Source organism: Streptomyces hyaluromycini (assembly GCF_002217755.1).
GTDB classification, from domain to species: Bacteria; Actinomycetota; Actinomycetes; order Streptomycetales; family Streptomycetaceae; genus Streptomyces; species Streptomyces hyaluromycini.
Genome location: NZ_BCFL01000028.1, coordinates 274,118 through 294,099 on the forward strand (window position 1 = coordinate 274,118; position 19,982 = coordinate 294,099).

Below are 19,982 nucleotides of genomic sequence, written 5' to 3' on the forward strand. Positions count from 1 at the left end.
CTCGCGCAGTTCCCCGCGCCCCTGAGGGGCGCGCCGTGGTGGGCCACCGTCAGGGAGCCGGTGCGGCACCGTCGTGGTTGCTCGCGCAGTTCCCCGCGCCCCTGACGGGGCGCTGCAGTCGCGTCAGCCACATAGCTGCGGGCAATCGGTGGGCGCAGCGGCACCCTGCCGGCGCCGGTGAGCGACACCCCGGCCCCCGGCTGGCCGCACCTGGTGGAAATCGGGCCAGGGCTCCGGGATTGGCCTTGGTCGGCCGCGGTGCGGAAGCTCTAGCGTCTGGTGCATGCGGATTCGAATCGTCGATGCCTTTGCCGAGCGGGCCTTTGCCGGGAACCCCGCCGGAGTCGTGCTGCTCGATGCCTTTCCCGGTGACGCGTGGATGCAGAGCGTCGCCATGGAGGTGAACCACGCCGAGACCGCGTTCGCCCACCCCCTGCCCGAGGGCGGGGACGCCGACTGGGCGTTGCGGTGGTTCACCCCGGTCACGGAGGTCGCCATGTGCGGGCATGCCACCCTTGCCACCGCCCATGTGCTGAGCACGACGCAGGCGCAGGCGGGACCCACGCGGTTTGCCACCCGCAGCGGCGTGTTGATCGCGACGCCGAACGCGGACGGGTCGATCACCCTCGACTTCCCCACCGCCCCGCTCACCCGCGTCGACGTGCCCGACGGGGTCACCGAGGCGCTCGGGGCCGAGCCCGTCGCCGTCTTCGACACCGGGCCGAACATCGGGGACCTGCTCCTCGAACTCGCCGACGAGAAGACCGTCCTCGGCCTCTCCCCCGACCACAAGGCCCTCGGCGCCTACTCCGCGCGCGGGATCATCGCCACCGCCCGCGCCGAGGACCCTGCCAAGGGGTACGACTACGTCTCCCGCTGCTTCTTCCCGAACGTCGGCATCGACGAGGATCCGGTGACCGGGAGTGCGCACACCGCCCTCGCGCCGCACTGGTCCGGGCGGCTGGGGAGCGACGATCTGACGGGGCTCCAGGCCTCCCGTCGTACCGGGCTCGTGCGTACCTCGCTGCGCGGCGACCGCGTCCTGCTGACCGGGCGCGCGGTCACCGTCATCGACGGCGAACTGCTCACGCCGTAGGCAGCCAGCCCACCTTGCCGGCGAGCAGCGCGTAGCCGACGAAGGCGCCGATGTCGAGCAGGGAATGCGCGACCACCAGGGGACCGACCCGGCCCCACCGCCGGTACAGGTAGACGAAGACGACGCCCATCACCATGTTGCCGACGAAGCCGCCGATCCCCTGGTAGAGGTGGTACGAGCCGCGCAGGACGGAACTGGCCACCAGCGCCGTGCCGGCGGTCCAGCCCAACTGGTCAAGGCGGCGCAGCAGATAGCCGACCACGATGACCTCTTCGAGGATCGCGTTCTGCATCGCGGAGAGGATCAGCACGGGGTACTTCCACCACACCTCCGGCAGCGCCTCCGGGACCACCGTGAGGTTGAAACCGAGGCCGCGTGCGGCCAGGTAGAAGGCGATTCCGGTGCTGCCGATCACCGAGGCGACGGCCGCGCCGCGCCCGAGGTCGGGCCAGGGGCGGGTGCGGTCGAAGCCGAGCGTGCGCAGGCTCGCGCCCTCGCGCAGGAGGAGGTGGGCGACGAGGAGGACGGGGACGAGTGCCGTCGCGATACCGAAGAGCTGCCAGGCCAGATCCAGCCAGGGGCGGCCCGGCGCGGCCGACGCGTTGAGGGTCGCCGCCTGGTCCTTGAGGCCGCCCGGTTTGGTGACCGAGCCGACAAAGCTGATCAGGGCGGACACTCCGCTCGCACCGAGCGAAAGCCCCAGGACGAGCAGCGTCTCGTCCCTGAACATGCGTTGCGAGGGCCGCTCCAGTGGGTAAGCACCGGCCACCTGATCCGCCTCCACCTGCACTCCTGCCTCCAGCCGAGCAATCCCGCCGCCCCATGGGACGTCCCAGCTTGCCCGATCAACCTGAAGCAGGCACGACCGACCCCCGTGGAAGAGGAAGGCCCACTACAGCGCCCCGAAAGGGGCGCGGGGAACTGCGCGACCAGCCCCCACGGCGCCGCACCCGGCAACCCACGCCCCCCAACGGCGCCGCACCCGGCATCCCACCGCCCCTCCCACGGCGCGACCCCGTCGGCCCTCACCCCAGCGGCACCGGCTCCAATAACCCCACCGGCCAGGTGTGCACCGGCTCCCCCTCGTTCATCAGCTCCGCATAGCGCCGCGTCATCGCGGCCAGCGCCGCATCCCTCGGCAGCCCCCGCTCCAGTGCCCGGTGGAACGTCGCCGCCTGCCAGGACGCCCCGTTGACCCGCCTGCGGCACCGCTCCTCGATCACGCCGAGGTAGAAGTCCCGGTCGGCGGGCTCCACCCCCCACGCGTCCAGCCCGGCCTCCGCCAGCGGCAGCAGCTCGTCGCGGACCAGGGTGACCGCGTCCACCTCCGCCGTACCGCCGCCGTACCGCGCCCGCCTCGGCCAGACCAGCCGTGCGTCGATCCCGTGCCGGCACGCCGCGTCGAAGTTCGCCTCGGCCGTGGCGAACGGCAGCCGCGTCCACACCGGGCGGGACTCCTCCGCGAGGGCGCGGACCAGGCCGTAGTAGAACGCCGCGTTGGCGACGACGTCGGTGACGGTGGGCCCGGCCGGCAGCACGCGGTTCTCGACGCGCAGGTGGGGGACGCCGTCGGCGATGCCGTAGACCGGCCGGTTCCAGCGGTACACCGTGCCGTTGTGCAGGACGAGTTCCGCGAGCTTCGGCACTCCGCCCGCGTCGAGGACGGCCAGCGGGTCCTCCTCGTCGCAGATCGGGAGGAGGGCCGGGAAGAAGCGCAGGTTCTCCTCGAACAGCTCGAAGGCCGAGCTGATCCAGCGTTCGCCGAACCAGGTGCGCGGCCGTACGCCCTGGGCCTGGAGCTCCGGCGGGCGGGTGTCGGTGGCCTGGAGGAACAGCGGGGGGCGGGACTCCCGCCACAGTTCACGGCCGAAGAGGAACGGGGAGTTCGCGCCCACGGCGATCTGCGCGGCGACCGCCGCCTGTGCCGCGTTCCACACGTCGGCGAAGCGGGCCGGGGTGACCTGGAGGTGCAGCTGCACGGAGGTGCAGGCGGCCTCCGGGACGATCGACTTCGAGGTGCACACGAGGTGCTCGACGCCCTCGATGTCGAGCAGGAAGTCCTCGCCGCGGGCGGCCACGATCTGGTCGTTCAGCAGGGTGTACCGGTCCACCTCGGAGAGGTTCGCGGAGACCAGGTCGTCCCGCTCCAGCGTGGGCAGGATGCCGGTCATCACGATCCCGGCGTCCACCTCGCCCGCCTTCCGGTCGGCGTAGGCCAGCGAGGTCCGGAGTTCCTCCGCGAGCCGGTCGAAAACCCGGCCGCCAAGCCGGTGTGGAGCTATGTTCACTTCCAGATTGAACATGGCGAGTTCTGTTTGGAAATCACGGCTCGCGATACGTTCCAGAACCTGACCGTTCAACATTCTCGGCAAGCCGTCGGCGCCGGCCAGATTCAATTCGATCTCGACGCCCATGAGGTTCTTGGGGCGGTCGAACCGCTTCTCCACCAGCAGCCGTTCCAGCCCCGCCAGACAGTCGTGGAGCTTTTCGCGGTAGTGCCGGCGATCGGACAGGTCGAACCGGCCCGCCGCGACCTTCTCCCCCATCGAAGCGTCCCTCCTCGAATGGGCGGGCCGGGCTTCCGGCCGCCGGTGTCCCGAGTCCAGGTGGGATGATGCCCAGCGGAGGCGATCGATAACGTCGCGCGGGGCACCGGCACCCGCTACTCTGTTGGAATGTGTCCCGCGGCACATTCACGAGGCATGGAGCAGCATGCAACTTCGGGTTCCCCGTTCCCCTCGTGAAAAACGCCGACTACATCCGGCCTACCGCGACAGCCTCGTAATCCGAGGTCAGCAGGGTTTCGACGGGCAGGAAATCGGGAGGATTCCGCACGAATCTACGGCCGAATTGCGCCTTGTTCGGTTGTATGAAACAGCCCGGTGAAACACCACCTGAACAGGCGTCGTATAAACTCCGCGGACAAGGCAGAAGGCTGGCGCCCACGGTCCTGGTTCCTGCCGTCTGAGCGACGTGCGGCAGGCAACGCCCGCATCTCTCTTCACCGAACCGGGCCCCCGCCTCTCTGACCCCTGTGAGCTGACAGCGCCGTCCGCCCCCGCCCTCGCGCCACCGCGCCTGTCGAATGAGAGGCGACCCACCATGCCGCTGCAAGTCCCTCCTGCCCCCGCGCCCGCACTGCGTTCCGTCCTCACCGCCCTCGGTTCCCCCACCGCGGTCCGCGAGGCCCGGACCCCCTCCCTGCGCACCGCCCAGGGACCCGCGACCCCCGAACTCCCCCTTCCCGTGCACGTCATGGACCGGATCACCCCGGAGGGCGTGTCCGCCACCCGGCTGGCCGGCTGGCGCTTCCTGATCCGCTGCGGCGACCGGGCGGTGGCCGCGGCCGACACGATGCTCACCCCGGACGGCTGGGCCTTCTCGCACTTCTTCGAGGGCCCGTACATCACCTCCACCGAGCGCGCCCTGCACCAGGCCGAGGCCCTGCAACAGACGTACCAGCCACGCCTGTTGTCCCTGCCCGGCCTCTACATGCTCACCCTGTGGCTGCACGGCGACTGCACGGCGGACGGCGCCGAGGGACACCCGGCCGCCACCGACCTGCTGGTGCCGCTGGCGCCCGCCCCGCCCGGTATCGCGGCCCACCGGCCGCACCTGGTCGCCGAGCTGCTCCCGGTGCTGACCGACAGGATCACCCCGGCCCCCCTGCTGATCACGCCCGCCTGACGCCGTCGCCTCCGTACCCCGCCGCTACCCGTCCAGCGGCGGGGTACGCGCGCGTTGCGGGGTACGGGCGTATTTTTGTAGGGCACAGCCCAGGACACCGGTGTCATGGTCCGAGGCACCGGATTCCGCTCGTACGAGCAATTCACCGCTCCTAAGAGCCGGAATAGCCCTCGCCTCGCGATGGCCCGCCGTCCGGACTAGCCCCATCCGGCCATGCGAAACCATCCGAATCGGCAACCCGGCCGGGATGAACCGTCCGCGCGGGTGACGCGTCTCCAATCTGTGAGAAGCGGTGCAGCGAAATCCCTGCGGAGCAACGCCCGAAAGGCAACACTGGATTCCGACCGACTCATCAGTACGGGGGCCCGAATGATCACGACCGAGCGAGAGACCCTATCCATGTGCCAGCACCAGCCGCCGTGTCCGACAGCCGAATCCGCCGACCGGGAGTCCGCCCGCCTCACGGCGCACCACCCGGAGCAGGGCTGGAGCCTGCTGTGCAACGGCGTTCTGCTCTTCGAGGACACCGGTGAGCTCCTGCCCGACGGCCAGATCATCGCGCCGCACCGCCCGCTCGGTGCCGGCCGCGTGGTGACCGCCGCCTGAGAGACCACCGCATCACCCCCGGGCGGCCCCGCCGCTCCGCCCGGTGACCCGCAGGGGCCGGACGCACACACATGGTGCGCACCGGCCCCGATGTGCGTCCGGGGTTGGTCACTGCGTGTAGCCGAGGGTTGTGCGCAGTGCGAAGTAGGCCGGTTTGGGGGCGAGTTGCTCGTCCCAGGGCAGGGCCGCACCCTCACCGGGGAAGAACGCCGGGATCCACGAGTACTTGTCCGTGTAGTCCCAGACCGTGATGCCCACGCAGTGCCGTACCGCCAGGCAGGCCTTGGTCAGATCGGCGTACCAGGCGGCCTGCTCGGCCAGCTTCTCGTCGGTGGCCGGCAGCTGCATCCGTACGTCCACCTCGGTGAGCGCGGTGTCCAGGCCGAGGCGGGAGAAGCGGCGGAGGTTGTCCTCCAGGGTGGCGGGATAGCCGTACTGGAGGGCCAGGTGGGCCTGGAAGCCGATGCCGTCCAGCGGGACGTGCTGCGCCTTCAGCTGCTGGGCGAGCGCGTAGTAGGCGTCGCTCTTCGCGCCGAGGCCCTCGATGTTGTAGTCGTTCAGGTAGAGCCTGGCGTGCGGGTCGGCCTGGTGGGCCCAGCGCAGCGCGTCCGCGATGTAGCCGGGGCCGAGCGTCTTGTACCAGAGGGTCTCGCGGTAGCTGCCGTCCTCGTTGAAGGCCTCGTTGACGACGTCCCAGGAGTAGACCCTGCCCCGGTAGTGCCGTACCTCGGTCTGGATGTGCTTCTTCAGTACCGCCCGCAGTTCGGCGGCCGTCCAGTCGCGGGAGGTGAGCCAGCCGGGCAGCTGGCTGTGCCAGACCAGGGTGTGGGCGCGGACCTGCTGGTGGTTCCTGCGGGCGAGGTTCACGATCTGGTCGCCGTTGGTCCAGTCGAAGACGCCCTGCTGGGGCTCGGTGGCGTACCACTTCATGCCGTTGCCGGGCGTGATCATGTCGAACTCGGTGCCGAGCAGCTTCGTGTAGGCAGTGTCGGTGAGTTCGGGGTTGTCGGTGGCACTGCCGAAGTAGCGGCCGTGGCGCTGGGCGAGTTCGGCGAGCGTGGGCGGCCGGTCGTGGGCCTGGGCGGCAGGGCCGGTGGCCACTCCGGCCGCCACGAGTACGGCCGCGAGGGCGCCGGCGAGTCTGAGCCGGGTACGGGACATGGTGCGACTCCTGTCCGTGGAAGGGGTGTTCAGCCCTTGGTGGCGCCTGCGGTGAGGCCGCCGACGAGCTGGCGCTCGGCGACCGAGTAGAAGGCCAGGGCGGGAACCATGGCGAGGACCAGGTAGGCGAAGACCCGGGCGGTGTCGGTGGAGTACTGGCCCTGGAACTGCTGCACGCCGACCGGGATCGTCCACCACTTCGGATCGGTGAAGACCAGCAGCGGCAGGAAGAAGTTGTTCCAGCTGGTGACGACCGCGAGCACGGAGACCGTGCCGAGCGCCGGCCGGGCCATGGGCAGCAGGATCCGCCAGAAGAAGGCGAACGGCCCGCAGCCGTCGAGCGTGGCCGCCTCCTCCAGCTCCCCTGGAATCTCCCGGAAGAAGCCGCGCAGGATGATGATGGTCATCGGCAGCCCGAACGCGGCCTGCGGAAGGATCACGCCCAGCGGGTTGTCCAGCAGGTTCATCGAGCGCAGCAGCAGGAAGAGGGGCAGGGCGGCCACCGCGAAGGGGAACATCAGGCCCATCGTGAACACGGTGAACAGGACTTCCCGCCCGCGGAACGCGAACCGCGCGAAGGAGAAGGCGGCGAGTGCCGAGACCGCGACCACCAGGACGGTGGTGGCGATCGCGATCAGCGTGCTGTTGCCGACCAGCCGCCAGAACGTGCCGGTGCCGAGGATGCCGGTGTAGTTGGAGGTCACCCAGGACTCGGGCAGCCCGACCGGGTTGCGGGACAGCTCGCCGGTCGTCTTGAACCCGGACAGCAGGGCGTACAGCAGGGGTACGACCATCAGCGCGCCGACGACGACGAGGACCAGGTGCAGCGGAAGTGTCCGTACGGTCTTGCGGTCGCCGCTCATGCGCCGTCCCCCCGCATGTTCGTGGTGGCGCCCGCCAGGTCGCGGCGGAGCACGAACCGCTGGTAGGCGAGGGCGAAGACGAGGCTGACGGCGAACATGGCCACGCTGATCGCGCTGGCGTAGCCGACCTGGTAGCGCTTGAAGCCGTACTGGAACATGGTCACGGCCATGGTCTCCGAGTGGTGGTCGGGGCCGCCCGCGGTGACCACCCACACCAGGTCGAAGAGCTGGATGGAGCCGATCACCGACAGGAAGACGCTGATGCGCAGGGTGGGGGCGAGCAGCGGCAGCGTGACGTGCCGGAAGCGCTGCCAGGGCGAGGCGCCGTCGACGGTCGCGGCCTCCGTCAACTCGGCCGGGATGGACTGGAGTCCGGCCAGGTAGAGCATCATGTGGAAGCCGAAGTACTTCCAGGTCATGACCAGGAAGAGGGTGGCCATGACGGTGGAGGGGTCGGAGAACCACTTCCCGCCGAGCGCGCCGAGGCCGATGTCGCTCAGGAGGTGGTCGGCGAGCCCGTCGCCGGGCGCGAAGATCATGCCGAAGAGCACACCGGTGATCGCCTCGGAGAGCACGTACGGCGCGAAGAACAGCATCCGGTAGACGGCCCGGCCGCGGATCCGCTGGTTGAGCAGGACCGCCATGGCGAGGGCGAACGGCAGTTGCAGTGCCAGCGACAGCACGACCAGGAGCAGGCAGCGCCACAGGTCGCCGAGGAAGACGTCGTCCTGGAAGAGCCGGGTGAAGTTGTCGGTGCCGGTGTAGTCGGAGGGCATGCCGAAGCCGCCCCAGCGGAAGAACGAGGCGTACAGCGCGAACAGGATCGGCAGCAGGACGAGGACGCCGAACAGGACGAGGGCGGGCAGCTGGAAGCCCATCGCGGTGAGCCAGTGCAGCAGCCGGCGCCTGGTGCGCGCCCGGCCCGCGCGCGGGAGCGGCTGCGGCGCGGCGTCCGGTCCCGACCGCGTGCCGGGCAGGTAGGTCGAGGTCATCGGGCGGCCTACTGCTCTTCCTTCGCGGTCTTGGTGATCGCCTGGGTGACGTCCGCGGGCGACTTGGACCCGGCGATCAGCCCGGCGACGCTGTCGTTGACCTGCTGGCCGACGGCGGGCGCGTACGCCTGGTCGAGGTAGAGCTGGAAACCGGTGGCGGCCTTCAACTGGGCCTGGACGAGCTTGAGGTTGGCGTCGGTCAGGGCGCTCTCGGCGGCGGGTACGACGGGCAGCACGCTGGTCTTCTTCACCAGTTCCGCGTCCGTCGTCTCGGAGGCGAAGAACTTCAGGAAGTCGACCGCGGCCTGCGGGGCGTCGGCGCGCAGCGCGTGTCCGCCGCCGCCTCCGAAGACCTCGGTGACGGTGCCCTTGCCGCCCTCGACGGCCGGGAACGGGAAGAAGCCGAGGTCGGCGCCGATGCCCTTGCCCGCGTCGGCCTCGACGCTCGGGGCCCACTGGCCCATCAGCTCCATCGCGGCCTTGGCGTTGCCGACGGAGGCGGCCTGGCCGGTCGGGGTGGAGTAGGCGGCGCCCAGGAACCCCTTCTGGAACGGCTGGAGGGCGACGAGGTCCTTCAGGTGCTGTCCGGCCTCGACGAACCCGGCACCGGTGAAGTCCTTGTCGTCGTTCGCCTTCTTGAGGGCGTCGATGCCGGCGGTGCGCATCGCGAGGTACGCCCAGTAGTACATGCCGGTCCAGCTCTCCTTGCCGGCCAGGGCGAGGGGGGTGACACCGGCGGCCTTCAGCTTCTTCACGGCGTCGAGGAAGCCGCTCCAGGTGGCCGGGGGTGCGCTGATGCCGGCCCTCTTGAAGAGCGCCTTGTTGTACCAGAAGCCGACCATGCCGATGTCGAAGGGGATGCCGTACGTCTTGTTGTCCAGGATGTACGCCTGCTTGGCCACCGGGAGCAGGCCGTCGGCCCCGGGCTTGGTGGAGTCGGTGAGGTCCTTGACGAGGCCGGCGTCGACCTGCTGCTGGAGGACGCCGCCGCCCCAGGTGTGGAAGATGTCGGGGAGCTTCCCGGAGGCGGTCAGGGCCGTCATCTTCGTCTTGTAGGCGTCGTTCTCCAGCTGGACGATCTTCAGCTTGACCTTGGGGTTCTGCGCCTCGAACTTCTTGGCGAGGGACGCCCACACGCCCTTCGCCGGCTCGGTCGTGGAGATGTTCCACCACTCGACGGTGGTGATTCCCCCCGACGTCCCCGAGTCCGAGCCGCCGCAGCCGCTGAGGGCGGTCATGCCCAGACCGGCGGCCGCGGTGGCCGCCAGGAATCCGCGACGGGACAGTGCCGGGTCGCCCATGATGCGCTCCTTGGGGTACGGGACGACCGACGCCGTCCTGGTTCGGTGGTGCTCCGGGGCCGCCGTTCGAAACATTCGGCGTTTTTATCGAACGTTACGAACGGCGACTCTAGAAAGGCGGATCAGGAGCGTCAAGGTGTCGCGCATCAGCTGATGGGCACGTATTCGAACCAGTCGAAGGCGGCCCGGCCCTCGGTGACGTACATGCCGACGACCCTGCCGGTGAACCCGCCGGCCACCTGGGTGGAGAGATAGCGGCCGTCGAGTTCGGCCAGCCGAACGACACCGTCGGACGTTTCGATCGAAAGGGCCACGGCATCGGGCCCGGCGGGGCGGACACCGGTGCCGTCGTCCTGCCCGGGCGCGGTCGCGGTGGGCGGCGGCACCCGGGTGGTGCGGATCTCGACGACGAGGGTCAACGGCCCCGGCGGCACCACCCGTTCGGCGAGCCGCTGCCGCACCGGCCCGATCCGCGCGACCGCGCTCACCACTCCCCCGCTCACCTCCAGGTCGTAGTGGTGGGCCTCGTCGATGCGGACCGTCAGACCCGCGCGGCCCGGGCCCGGGTCGAGCAGTGCGGCGGCCCGGCAGTCGGCATGCTGCTGGCGCCGGCCGACGAAGGTGTGCCCGGCGCGGTCGAGGCTGTCCCCGGTGGCCGCGAGCGTCAGCCAGCCGGGCCGTTCGGCCAGCGACCAGGACCCGGCCGGCCGGCTGCGCGGGGAGATCCAGTACGGCGCGAGGGCGGGGGCCGTGAAGTCGTCCCGTACGGGCGGCGGTTCGACCGGCTGCCAGGCGGCAGGCGCCTCGTGCCGCTCCCGCACCGGGCCCATGCGCGGCCAGCCGTCCACCCATGTCACCGGGGCCAGGAAGGTCTCCCGGCCGAGCACATGGAACTCGGGGAACCAGCCGCGCGGCCGGGTGCCGAGCAGCACCGCCCACCAGCTGCCGTCGGCCGCCCGGACGAGGTCGGCGTGCCCGGTGCACTGGACCGTCTCCCGGGTGCCCCGGTGCGAGACCAGCGGATTGCCGGGCGCCGGCTCCCAGGGGCCGCGCGGCGAGCGGGCGCGGGCCACGGACACCCCGTGCCCGAGCGCGGTGCCGCCCTCGGCGACCAGCAGGTACCACCACCCGCCGACCCGATAGAGGTGCGGCGCCTCCGGGTCGCGCAGCCCCGTCCCGGACCACATCGGCAGCGGTCCCTCCAGCACCTTCCCGCTGCGGGTGTCGATCCGGGCGACCGCGACGCCGGCCACCGCACACCAGCAGTCGCCGTTCTCGTCCCAGGCGAGGTCGGGGTCGATGCCGGGGACGTCGATCCACACCGGGTCGGACCAGGGGCCCTCGGGCCGCTCGGCGGTGACGAGGAAGTTGCCCCCGCCGCTGACATTGGTGGTGATGACGTGGAAGAGCCCGTCGTGTTGCCGGATCGTCGGGGCGTACACACCGCCCGAGGCCGGCGTGTCGTCCGGCAGCGTCAACTGCCCCGGCCGGTCGAGGACGTTGCCGAGCTGCCGCCAGTGCACCAGGTCCCGGCTGTGGAAGAGCGGGACGCCGGGGAAGTACTCGAAGCTGGAACAGACGAGGTAGTAGTCCGCCCCGACCCGGCACACGCTCGGGTCGGGATGGAAGCCGGGGATGACCGGGTTGCCGTACGTCCGCATGTGTGTGCCCCTCCCCAGGCCGCGCCGAAAGTTTCGGCGAGGTCGGCGAACATTACGGGGCGCACTGTAGGAGCCGGTCCGTGACCCGACAAGGCGGCCGTCACAGCTTCAACCGGTAGGGCAGCATGCACACCACGACGTCGGTGCGGGCCCGCAGAACGGTGGCGAGCAGCAGGCCGCGCTGGTTCTGGAGGATCTCGTAGCGCCGGTGCCTCGGCTCCACCTCGGGGATGAGGACGGCGACCTGGCGGCCGTCCGCCGCCGCCTGCTGCACGTACTCGACGATCGGCTGCACCAGCGAGCGGTGCGGGCTGTCGACGATGTCGAGGCGCACGCCCGGGTTCCAGCGCTCCCAGGCCTCCTCCAGCGCCCGGGACCTGGCCGGGTCACCGTGCACCGCGACCGCGACCACCTCGTCGCCGAGGGCGAGGGCGGCGCCGAGGGCGTGCCGGGCGAGCTTGCTGACCTCGCCGATCGGCACGATCACCAGGCTGGCGGTGCGCCGGACCGGCGGTTCCGGGATCCGGCCGAGGCCCAGCTCCTCGCCCACCTCGGTGTAGTAGCGCTGGATGCGGGCGAACAGCAGCATCATCAGCGGTACGGCGAGCACGACCACCCAGGCGCCGGAGAGGAACTTGGTGAACAGCAGGATGACACCGGCCAGGGTGGTGAGCACGGCGCCGGTGCCGTTGATGAGCGCGCGGCGTTTCCAGCGTGCCGGCCGCTGGGTCGCCCAGTGCCTGACCAGACCGGCCTGGCTGAGGGTGAAGCCGATGAAGACGCCGATGGCGAAGAGCGGCAGCAGCCGGTGGGTGTCGGCGTCGGTGGCGAGCAGGAGGAGCGCGGCGAGCAGGGCGAGGGCGACCACGCCGTAGCGGTAGACCGGGCGTTCGGCGCGCAGGCCGAAGAGGTGGGGCAGCCGGTGGTCGCGGGCGAGCAGGCTCATCAGCACCGGCAGCCCGCCGAAGCTGGTGTTGGCGGCCAGCCCGAGGACGAGGGTGACGACGAGTTTGGTGGCGTAGTAGGGCCAGCCGGTGCCGTAGGCGCCCGCGGTGAGCTGGGCGAGGACGGTCACCCCGCCGCGCGGGGCCACATGGTCGCGGCGGATCAGGACGGCCAGCCCGATCAGCATGGTCCCGAGCAGCGCGCCGAGCATCAGTTCGGTGCGCTGGGCGCGCCTGACGCTGGGGGTGCGGAAGGTCGGCACGGCGTTGGCGATGGCCTCGACACCGGTCAGGGCCGAGCAGCCGGACGAGAACGCCTTGAGGATCACCAGCGCGGTCAGCGCCTCGGTCACGTGCACGGGCTGGGCGGCGCCGACGACGGCGGCCGGGTGCGAGCGCAGCAGGCCGAGGACGATCACACCGAGCATCGCCGCGATGAACAGGAGGGTCGGCAGCATCAGCACCCGGGCGCTCTCGGTGACGCCCCGCAGGTTGACGGCAGTCAGCAGGGCCAGGCCGACCAGGCAGACGGCCGGCTTGTCGTGGGCGAGGGCCGGGAAGGCGGAGACGAGCGCGTCGGCGCCCGCGGCGAGACTCACGGCGACGGTGAGCACGTAGTCGACGACCAGGCTGGCGGCGGCCAGCAGGCTCGCGGTGGCGCCGAGGTCCGCCTTCGCGACGGCGTAGGCGCCACCGCCGTCCGGGTGTACGGCGATGACCTGGCCGTACGACACGACGAGCGCGGCGAGCAGGAAGGTGATCGCGAGGGTGATGGGCAGGGTCGCGGTGAGCGCGCCGGTACCGGCGACCACCAGGGCCAGCACGATCGCCTCGGGTCCGTACGCCACCGAGCTGAGCGCGTCCAGGGAGAGCGCGGCCAGCCCTTCCAGGCTGGTCAGACGGTGCTTGTCGCCCTCACCGGGGCGCAGCGGGACGCGCGGTCTCAGTTCACGACGAGCCAGGCCATACGCCATCGGGACCTCATCGGGGCCGGGTGGGACGGGTCGCCACCAGTGTCGGCGGACGACCGGTCGGGCGCAGCCCGCGAGCGTCCGGTCCGGCTGAGCCCGCAGGTGGTCGTGCCCGCCGCACGCCTTGCGGGCCGGATGTGCCCCGTCACGCGGCACGGGTGGGTGCGGGCGGCCCTCCGCCGGTGCCGGTCAGCGGCCCCACCCCGCCTCGGCCCCGTCGGCCTACAGCCCCACGTCCCGCCTCCGGATGTCGTCCAGGGACTCGCGCCGGACCAGCAGGCGGGCGTGGCCGTCGCGGACGGCGGTGACCGGCGGGCGGCCGACCAGGTTGTAGCCGGAGGCCATGGAGAGGTGGTAGGCGCCGGCCACCGGAACCGCGAGCAGGTCGCCGGGGCGCAGGTCGGAGGGGAGTCGGACGTCGGCGGCCAGGACGTCGCCCGCCTCGCAGTGCCGGCCGACGACGGTCACCGGGGCCGACGGCTCGCCGCTCGCGCGGCCGATGAGCCGGGGCGCGTAGCGGACGCCGTACAGCGCGGGCCGCGGGTTGTCGCTCATGCCGCCGTCGACGGCGACGAAGGTGTGGTCGCCGGTCCTCTTGACGGCGAGGACGCGGTACACGGAGATCCCGGCCGGGCCCACGACGGCCCGTCCCGGCTCGATGATCAGGCGGGGCACCGGGAGCCCGGCCGCCGCGCAGGCGTCGGACAGTTCGGCGCGCACCCTGCGGGCCAGGGCGGTGAGGTCGAGGGCCGCCTCGCCGGGCCGGTAGGCGATGCCGTGGCCGCCGCCCAGGTCCAGCTCGGGCAGGACCAGTCCGTGCTGTTCGTGCAGCCGGGCCATGAGCCCGACCACCCGGCGCACGGCGGCGAGGTACGGCTTGACGCTGGTGATCTGGGAGCCCAGGTGGCAGTGCAGGCCGGTGAGTTCGAGTTGCGGCTGGTCCAGTATCCGGGCGATGGCGTGCTGGGCGTAGCCGTCGGCGATGGACAGGCCGAACTTCTGGTCGTCGGTGCCGGTGCGGATCTTCTCGTGGCCGCCCGCGCTGATCCCGGGCACCACCCGGACCATGACCTTCTGATGCCCGCCGGGTCCGACCGCGGCGGCCAGCCGGGCGATCTCCGACGGACTGTCGATGACGATCCGCCCGACGCCCAGCCGCAGCGCGGTCTCCAGGTCGCGCGGCGACTTGGCGTTGCCGTGCAGCACGATCCGCTCCGGCGGGAACCCGGTGGTGACCGCCAGTTCCAGCTCGCCGGCCGAGCAGACGTCCAGGCCGAGCCCCTCCTCCTCGGTCCAGTGGACCATCGCCCGGCACAGGAACGCCTTGGCCGCGTAGAGGACTTCGGTGTCGGGGAAGGCGTGCCGGTAGGTGCGGCAGCGCGCGCGGACCTCGTTCTCGTCGAGGACGTAGACGGGCGTGCCGAAGCGGTCGGCGACCTCGGCCAGTGGGACTCCGCCGACGGCCAGGTCGCCGGGCCGGGGCTCGGTGGTGGAGGCGGGCCACACCGACAGGTCGTCGGGTGTGGTGGTGACGACGGGTTCGTGCAGGGTGGTCATCGACCGCTCCCCTCTCAGGCGATTCACGCGGTTCAGGCGGTGCGGGCGATCCGCAGGGACAAGGCGACGGGCACGAGCGGCGCCACCGGCGCGGGGGCCGGGGCCGACAGCTGCGGGTCGACCGTGACGGTGGTGACGCCGAGCGGTGCCGCCAGGGCACGCAGGGCGGGTTCGGCGAGCCGGATCCAGGCCTGGTCGGGGCCGAGCGTGACGGCGAGTGCGCGGGCCGAGGTGAAACCGACGGCGGTGCGCTCGCCGAGCGGGGTGCGGAAGAGCCGGGCCGCGTACCCCGCGGGTCCCGGCCGGACCGGTACGAACAGGGGTCCGGCCGGGGAGCGATCGGAAGGCTCCGGGTCGTCACCGCACAAGAGTTCTGGCATGGCATGCCTCCTGGCACAGGAAGGAGCTGGTGCCCCGGACCCGGGCAGGCCGGCCGGGGCTCGCCCCAGACGCTATGCCCGCTTCCGGCACCTCTCCGATGCCTCATGACGGGACGCTGACGGTGATCGCGGCGACGTTGACGGGACGCTGACGGCGGGCTCTTCACTGCTGGTCGCGGGTGTCAGAGGCGTGCCAAGAAGAGACTGCGGGGCTGGCCCGCGCCCGGCCGGGAGGAGTGTCATGGACGTTGTCCGTCCCTGGGACACGCCCGGGGCCCGCTGCCGAAGTACGGTGGATACATGTCTGGTTACGACACCTGCACATCCGGTCGGGTCGTCGTCGGGGTGAGCGGTTCGCTGGGCAGCGTCACGGCCCTGCGCCGGGCGGCGGTGGAGGCCCGGCGGCGGGAAGCCGAGCTGTGGCCGGTGCTGGCCTGGGAGCCGCCGGGCGGTGAACTGGCGGCGCGGCGCTCCCCGGTCCCGCCACCGCTGGTCGAGGAGTGGCAGCGGACGGCCCGGGAGCGGCTGCTCGGCCTGCTCGACGAGGTCTTCGGGGACACCGGCCCCGGCGTCCAGCTGCACGGCACGGTGGTGCGCGCCAGCCCCGGCCTGGCCCTGGTGGAGACGGCCGACCGGGACGATGACATCCTGGTCGTCGGCGCGGGCCGGCGCGGCTGGCACCGGGCCTTCTCGGGTCGCGTCACCCGCTACTGCGTGACCCACGCGCACTGCCCGGTCCTCGCGATACCGCCGTCCCCGCTGGAGGAGGAACTGGCGTCCGCGCATCGCCGCAATGCCTGGCATCTACCGCTGGACGTAAGGAAGTTGCCCTGCTGAGCCGCGCGGCATCGGCGCTATGGGGTCACCGCGGCCGAGAGGTCCGGCCGGCCCGGTCTGCGGCCCGGTGCCGTCGGCAGGCTCAGCACCATGGTGAGGCCGCCGCCCGGGGTGTCCTCGGCGGCCAGCGTGCCGCCCATCGCCTCGGCGAAGCCCCGGGCCACGGCCAGGCCGAGCCCCACCCCCGCACCGCGCGGTGAGTCGCCGTACCGCTGGAACGGCTCGAAGATGCGCTCCTTGACCTCGTCCGGGACGCCGGGGCCGCGGTCCACGACCCGCACCTCGACCCGGTCGGCCATGGAGCTGGCCTTCACCAGCACGGGGGTGTCCGCGGGGCTGTACTTGACGGCGTTCTCGACCACGTTGGCGACGACCCGTTCCAGCAGCCCCTTGTCGACGTGGACCATGGGCAGCGTCTCCGGGATGTCCAGCTCGACGCTGTCATCGGGGACCCCGCCGAGCGCCATCGGCACCACCTCGTCCAGGTCGGCCTCGCGGACGATGGGCGTGACGGTGCCTGTCTGCAGGCGGGACATGTCGAGGAGGTTGCCGACGAGGTGGTCGAGCCGGTCGGCGCCCGCCTCGATGGCCTCCAGGAGCTCCGCCCGGTCCTGCTCGGACCACTCCACGTCGTCCGAACGCAGCGACGACACCGAGGCCTTTATGCCGGCCAGCGGGGTACGCAGGTCATGGCTGACCGCGGCCAGCAGGGCGGTGCGGATGCGGTTGCCCTCCGCCAGCTCCTTCGCCTGGTCCGCCTCCTGCTGGAGCCGCTGCCGGTCGAGCACGACGGCCGCCTGGGCGGCGAACGCGGCCAGCACCCGCCGGTCGGAGGCCGGCAGCACCCGGCCGGACAGGGCGAGGGTCATGTGGTCGCCGACCGGCACGTCGACGTCCGCGCGCTCCGGCGTCCGGCAGGGCCGGGGCCCGACGCTGCCGGCGCAGGTCCACGGCGTCACGTCGTCCGCCCGTTCCAGCAGTGCCACCGACTCCATGCCGAAGGTCTCCCGCACCCGTTCCAGGAGTGCCTCCAGGCTGGTCTCGCCGCGCAGCACGCTGCCCGCGAGGAAGGACAGGATCTCCGACTCGGCGCGCAGCCGGATCGCCTGCTGGGTGCGCCGGGCGGCCAGGTCCACCACCGAGGCCACGGACACCGCGACCCCGACGAAGATCGCGATGGCGACGATGTTCTTCGGGTCGGCGATGGTGAGGGTGTGGACGGGCGGGGTGAAGAACCAGTTGAGCAGCAGGGAGCCGGCCACCGCCGAGGTGAGCGCCGGGAGCAGACCGCCGAGCAAAGCCGCGGCGACCGTCAGGGCGAGGTAGAGCAGCATGTCGTTGGCCAGGCCCACCTCCGGTGCGACCGAGGTCAGCAGCCAGGTGAGCAGGACTGGCCCGAGCACACCGGTCAGCCAGCCCCAGATGAGCCGGGACCGGCCGAGCCGCGCCGAACGGCCCAGCGGGAGCCGCCCCTTGCCGGCCTCGTCGTGCGTGATGAGGTGCACGTCCAGGTCGGGTCCCGAGTCCCGGGCGACCGTGGCGCCGACGCCCGGCCCGAGGACGTACTGCCAGCTTCTGCGCCGGGAGACGCCGAGGACGATCTGGGTGGCGTTGACCCCGCGCGCGAAGTCGAGGAGCGCGGCCGGGACGTCGTCGCCGACGACGTGGTGATAGGTGCCGCCGAGGTCCTCGACAAGGGTGCGCTGGACGGCGAGTTCCTTCGGGGAGGCGGAGTTGAGGCCGTCGCTGCGGGAGATGTAGACGGCGAGCACCTCGCCGCCGGCGCCCTTCTCCGCGAGCCGTACGGCCCGCCGGATCAGCGTCCGGCCCTCCGGCCCGCCGGTGAGGCCGACCACGATCCGCTCGCGCGAGCCCCAGATCTTCGAGACCCGGTGCTCGCTGCGGTACTCGTTCAGGTACTCGTCGACCCGGTCCGCGACCCAGAGCAGGGCCAGTTCGCGCAGGGCGGTGAGGTTGCCGGGCCGGAAGTAGTTGGAGAGGGCCGCGTCGACCTTGTCCGGCTGGTAGATGTTGCCGTGCGCCATCCGGCGGCGCAGGGCCTGCGGTGACATGTCGACCAGCTCGATCTGGTCGGCGCGCCGGACGACCTCGTCGGGCACGGTCTCCTGCTGCCGTACCCCGGTGATGGACTCCACCACGTCGCCGAGGGACTCCAGGTGCTGGATGTTGACGGTGGAGACGACGTCGATGCCTGCGGCCAGCAGTTCCTCGACGTCCTGCCAGCGCTTGGCGTTGCGGGAGCCCGGGATGTTGGTGTGCGGGAGTTCGTCGACGAGGGCGACCTGGGGGCGGCGCGCGAGGACGGCGTCGACGTCCATCTCGGTGAACACCCCGCCCCGGTACTCCAGTTCGCGGCGCGGGATCTCCTCCAGTCCGTGCAGCATCACCTCGGTGCGCGGCCGGTCGTGGTGCTCGACGAACGCGACGACACAGTCCGTGCCGCGTTCGATCCGGCGGTGGGCCTCGGAGAGCATGGCGTAGGTCTTGCCCACGCCGGGAGCCGCACCGAGGTAGATCCGAAGCCTGCCGCGTGCCATGTCATCCTTCGAAGCGGTAGCCCATGCCGGGCTCGGTGATCAGGTACCGGGGATGCGAGGGGTCCGCCTCCAGCTTGCGGCGGAGCTGGGCCATGTAGACCCGCAGGTAGTTGGTCTTGTTGCTCTGCGACACCCCCCACACCTCGCGCAGCAGGTGCTTCTGCGTGACGAGCCGGCCGGGGTTGGTGACCAGTATCTCCAGCAGATGCCACTCGGTGGGGGTGAGCCGTACGTCGTGACCGGCCCGCACCGCCTTCTTGGCGAGCAGGTCGATGGTGAAGTCGGCCGTCTCCACCCGGGTGGTCTCGGGGGTGAGCGGCACGTCCTCGGTGCGGCGGACCGCGGCCCGCAGCCGGGCGAGGAGTTCGTTCATGCTGAACGGCTTGGTGATGTAGTCGTCGGCGCCCGCGTCCAGCGCGGCGACCTTCTCGTCGGAGGCCTGCCGCGCGGACAGCACCAGGATCGGCACGCGGGTCCAGCCACGCAGCGCCTTGATGACGTCGACCCCGTCCATGTCGGGCAGTCCGAGGTCGAGCATCACCACGTCCGGCTGACGCGCGGCCGCCAGCCGGAGGGCCGTGGCGCCGTCGGGCGCCGCGTCCACTCCGTACTGGCGTGCCTGCATGTTGATCACGAGTGCCCGTACGAGCTGGGGGTCGTCTTCCACGACCAGCACTCGGGTCATCGGTTCTCTCAACTGCCCTTGGTCAGGTCCTTCAGCGCGATGTTGAGTTCGAGGACGTTCACCCGGGGCTCACCGATGAAGCCGAGCGTGCGGCCCGTGGTGTGGTCCTTGACCAGCTTCTCCACCTGGGCGACGGAGAGGTTGTTCTTCTCCGCGACCCGGTGGACCTGGAGTTCGGCGTAGGCCGGGGAGATGTCCGGGTCCAGGCCGGAGCCCGAGGAGGTGACGGCGTCGGCCGGCACCTGGGAGGGCGAGACCGTGTAGCCGGGCACCGAGTTGTCCTTGACGACCGCGGTCTTGGCGTCCTTCACCTGCTGGATCAGCACCTTGTTGTCGGCGGCGAGGTTGGTCGCACCCGAAAGGATCAGCTTGTACTGGGTGTTGATGCTGTTGCTGCCGAGCCCGTTGGCCGGGCGGCCCTGGAACCACTGCAGGGCGGCGTCCGGGGTCTGCTGGCCCTTCTTCAGCGGCAGGTTGTACGACTGCCCGATCAGGGACGAGCCGACGACCTTGCCGTCCGACGTGATCTCGGAGCCGTTCGCCTTGCTGTGGAACGCGGCCTGGGCGATGCCGGTGACGACCAGCGGGTAGACGACGCCCGTCACCAGGGTCAGCACGAGGAGGGCCCGCAGGCCCGCCCAGAGCAACCGGGCGGTGTTCGTAACGGAGTTGTTCATGGCCTT

General features: G+C 71.5%; 17 protein-coding genes. 4 read left to right on the plus strand and 13 right to left on the minus strand.

Annotated elements, in window-relative coordinates:
* The first annotated feature begins 283 nt into the window (after positions 1–283).
* Positions 284–1,096: a PhzF family phenazine biosynthesis protein gene (locus SSP29_RS38765; RefSeq protein WP_089105606.1), complete on the plus strand. Its 813-nt coding sequence runs from the start codon at positions 284–286 to the stop codon at positions 1,094–1,096.
* On the opposite strand, the gene SSP29_RS38770 is transcribed toward SSP29_RS38765, so the two are convergent.
* Together SSP29_RS38770 and SSP29_RS38775 are read right to left on the minus strand one after the other, a co-directional pair.
* Positions 1,086–1,886 (minus strand): CPBP family intramembrane glutamic endopeptidase, encoded by an 801-nt coding sequence (locus tag SSP29_RS38770; protein WP_089105607.1) that lies wholly within the window; start codon positions 1,884–1,886, stop codon positions 1,086–1,088. The two genes, SSP29_RS38765 and SSP29_RS38770, sit on opposite strands and share 11 nt — an antisense overlap.
* 235 nt (positions 1,887–2,121) lie before the next feature.
* Positions 2,122–3,642: a glutamate-cysteine ligase family protein gene (locus SSP29_RS38775; RefSeq protein WP_089105608.1), complete on the minus strand. Its 1,521-nt coding sequence runs from the start codon at positions 3,640–3,642 to the stop codon at positions 2,122–2,124.
* A 556-nt stretch (positions 3,643–4,198) separates the two neighbouring features.
* Here SSP29_RS38775 and SSP29_RS38780 point away from each other — a divergent pair.
* Together SSP29_RS38780 and SSP29_RS38785 are read left to right on the plus strand one after the other, a co-directional pair.
* Positions 4,199–4,783 (plus strand): hypothetical protein, encoded by a 585-nt coding sequence (locus tag SSP29_RS38780; RefSeq protein WP_089105609.1) that lies wholly within the window; start codon positions 4,199–4,201, stop codon positions 4,781–4,783.
* A gap of 399 nt (positions 4,784–5,182) precedes the next feature.
* Positions 5,183–5,389, plus strand: coding sequence for a DUF5999 family protein (locus tag SSP29_RS38785; RefSeq protein WP_089105610.1), 207 nt, complete (start codon positions 5,183–5,185; stop codon positions 5,387–5,389).
* 108 nt (positions 5,390–5,497) lie between these two features.
* Here the strand turns inward: SSP29_RS38785 and SSP29_RS38790 are convergent, their stop codons facing one another.
* From SSP29_RS38790 to SSP29_RS38825, 8 genes are all read right to left on the minus strand, one after another.
* A complete protein-coding gene (locus SSP29_RS38790) occupies positions 5,498–6,550 on the minus strand; it encodes an endo-1,4-beta-xylanase (RefSeq protein WP_089105611.1) in 1,053 nt (350 codons plus the stop codon).
* A 29-nt stretch (positions 6,551–6,579) separates the two neighbouring features.
* Complete coding sequence (locus tag SSP29_RS38795) at positions 6,580–7,413, minus strand: carbohydrate ABC transporter permease (RefSeq protein ID WP_089105612.1); 834 nt, start codon at positions 7,411–7,413, stop codon at positions 6,580–6,582.
* Complete coding sequence (locus SSP29_RS38800; protein WP_089105613.1) at positions 7,410–8,405, minus strand: carbohydrate ABC transporter permease; 996 nt, start codon at positions 8,403–8,405, stop codon at positions 7,410–7,412. Before SSP29_RS38800 ends, SSP29_RS38795 begins: the two co-directional genes overlap by 4 nt.
* Positions 8,406–8,413: 8 nt before the next feature.
* Positions 8,414–9,706 (minus strand): extracellular solute-binding protein, encoded by a 1,293-nt coding sequence (locus SSP29_RS38805; protein WP_089105614.1) that lies wholly within the window; start codon positions 9,704–9,706, stop codon positions 8,414–8,416.
* Positions 9,707–9,852: 146 nt separating this feature from the next.
* Positions 9,853–11,367 carry a glycoside hydrolase family 43 protein gene (locus SSP29_RS38810; protein ID WP_089105615.1) on the minus strand — a complete coding sequence of 505 codons (1,515 nt, stop codon included), beginning with the start codon at positions 11,365–11,367 and terminating at the stop codon, positions 9,853–9,855.
* Positions 11,368–11,467: 100 nt separating this feature from the next.
* On the minus strand, positions 11,468–13,285 hold the full coding sequence (locus SSP29_RS38815) for an APC family permease (protein WP_089105616.1): 1,818 nt from the start codon (positions 13,283–13,285) through the stop codon (positions 11,468–11,470).
* Between the two features lie 219 nt (positions 13,286–13,504).
* A complete protein-coding gene (gene lysA, locus SSP29_RS38820) occupies positions 13,505–14,839 on the minus strand; it encodes a diaminopimelate decarboxylase (RefSeq protein ID WP_089105617.1) in 1,335 nt (444 codons plus the stop codon).
* Between the two features lie 32 nt (positions 14,840–14,871).
* Positions 14,872–15,219, minus strand: a complete 348-nt coding sequence (locus SSP29_RS38825) for an SAV_915 family protein (RefSeq protein ID WP_089105618.1) — start codon at positions 15,217–15,219, stop codon at positions 14,872–14,874.
* A 300-nt stretch (positions 15,220–15,519) separates the two neighbouring features.
* Between SSP29_RS38825 and SSP29_RS38830 the strand changes: the two genes are divergently transcribed.
* Positions 15,520–16,056, plus strand: a complete 537-nt coding sequence (locus SSP29_RS38830; protein ID WP_089105619.1) for a universal stress protein — start codon at positions 15,520–15,522, stop codon at positions 16,054–16,056.
* A 17-nt stretch (positions 16,057–16,073) separates the two neighbouring features.
* Here the strand turns inward: SSP29_RS38830 and SSP29_RS38835 are convergent, their stop codons facing one another.
* From SSP29_RS38835 to SSP29_RS38845, 3 genes are read right to left on the minus strand one after another with little or no spacing between them, the layout of a single operon-like run.
* Positions 16,074–18,614, minus strand: a complete 2,541-nt coding sequence (locus SSP29_RS38835; RefSeq protein WP_089105620.1) for a sensor histidine kinase — start codon at positions 18,612–18,614, stop codon at positions 16,074–16,076.
* Between the two features lies 1 nt (position 18,615).
* Positions 18,616–19,299 (minus strand): response regulator, encoded by a 684-nt coding sequence (locus SSP29_RS38840; RefSeq protein ID WP_089105621.1) that lies wholly within the window; start codon positions 19,297–19,299, stop codon positions 18,616–18,618.
* Between the two features lie 8 nt (positions 19,300–19,307).
* The gene (locus tag SSP29_RS38845) at positions 19,308–19,976 is read right to left on the minus strand and encodes a potassium-transporting ATPase subunit C (RefSeq protein WP_150135735.1); all 669 of its coding nucleotides are present in this window, start codon (positions 19,974–19,976) and stop codon (positions 19,308–19,310) included.
* Between the last annotated feature and the right edge of the window lie 6 nt (positions 19,977–19,982).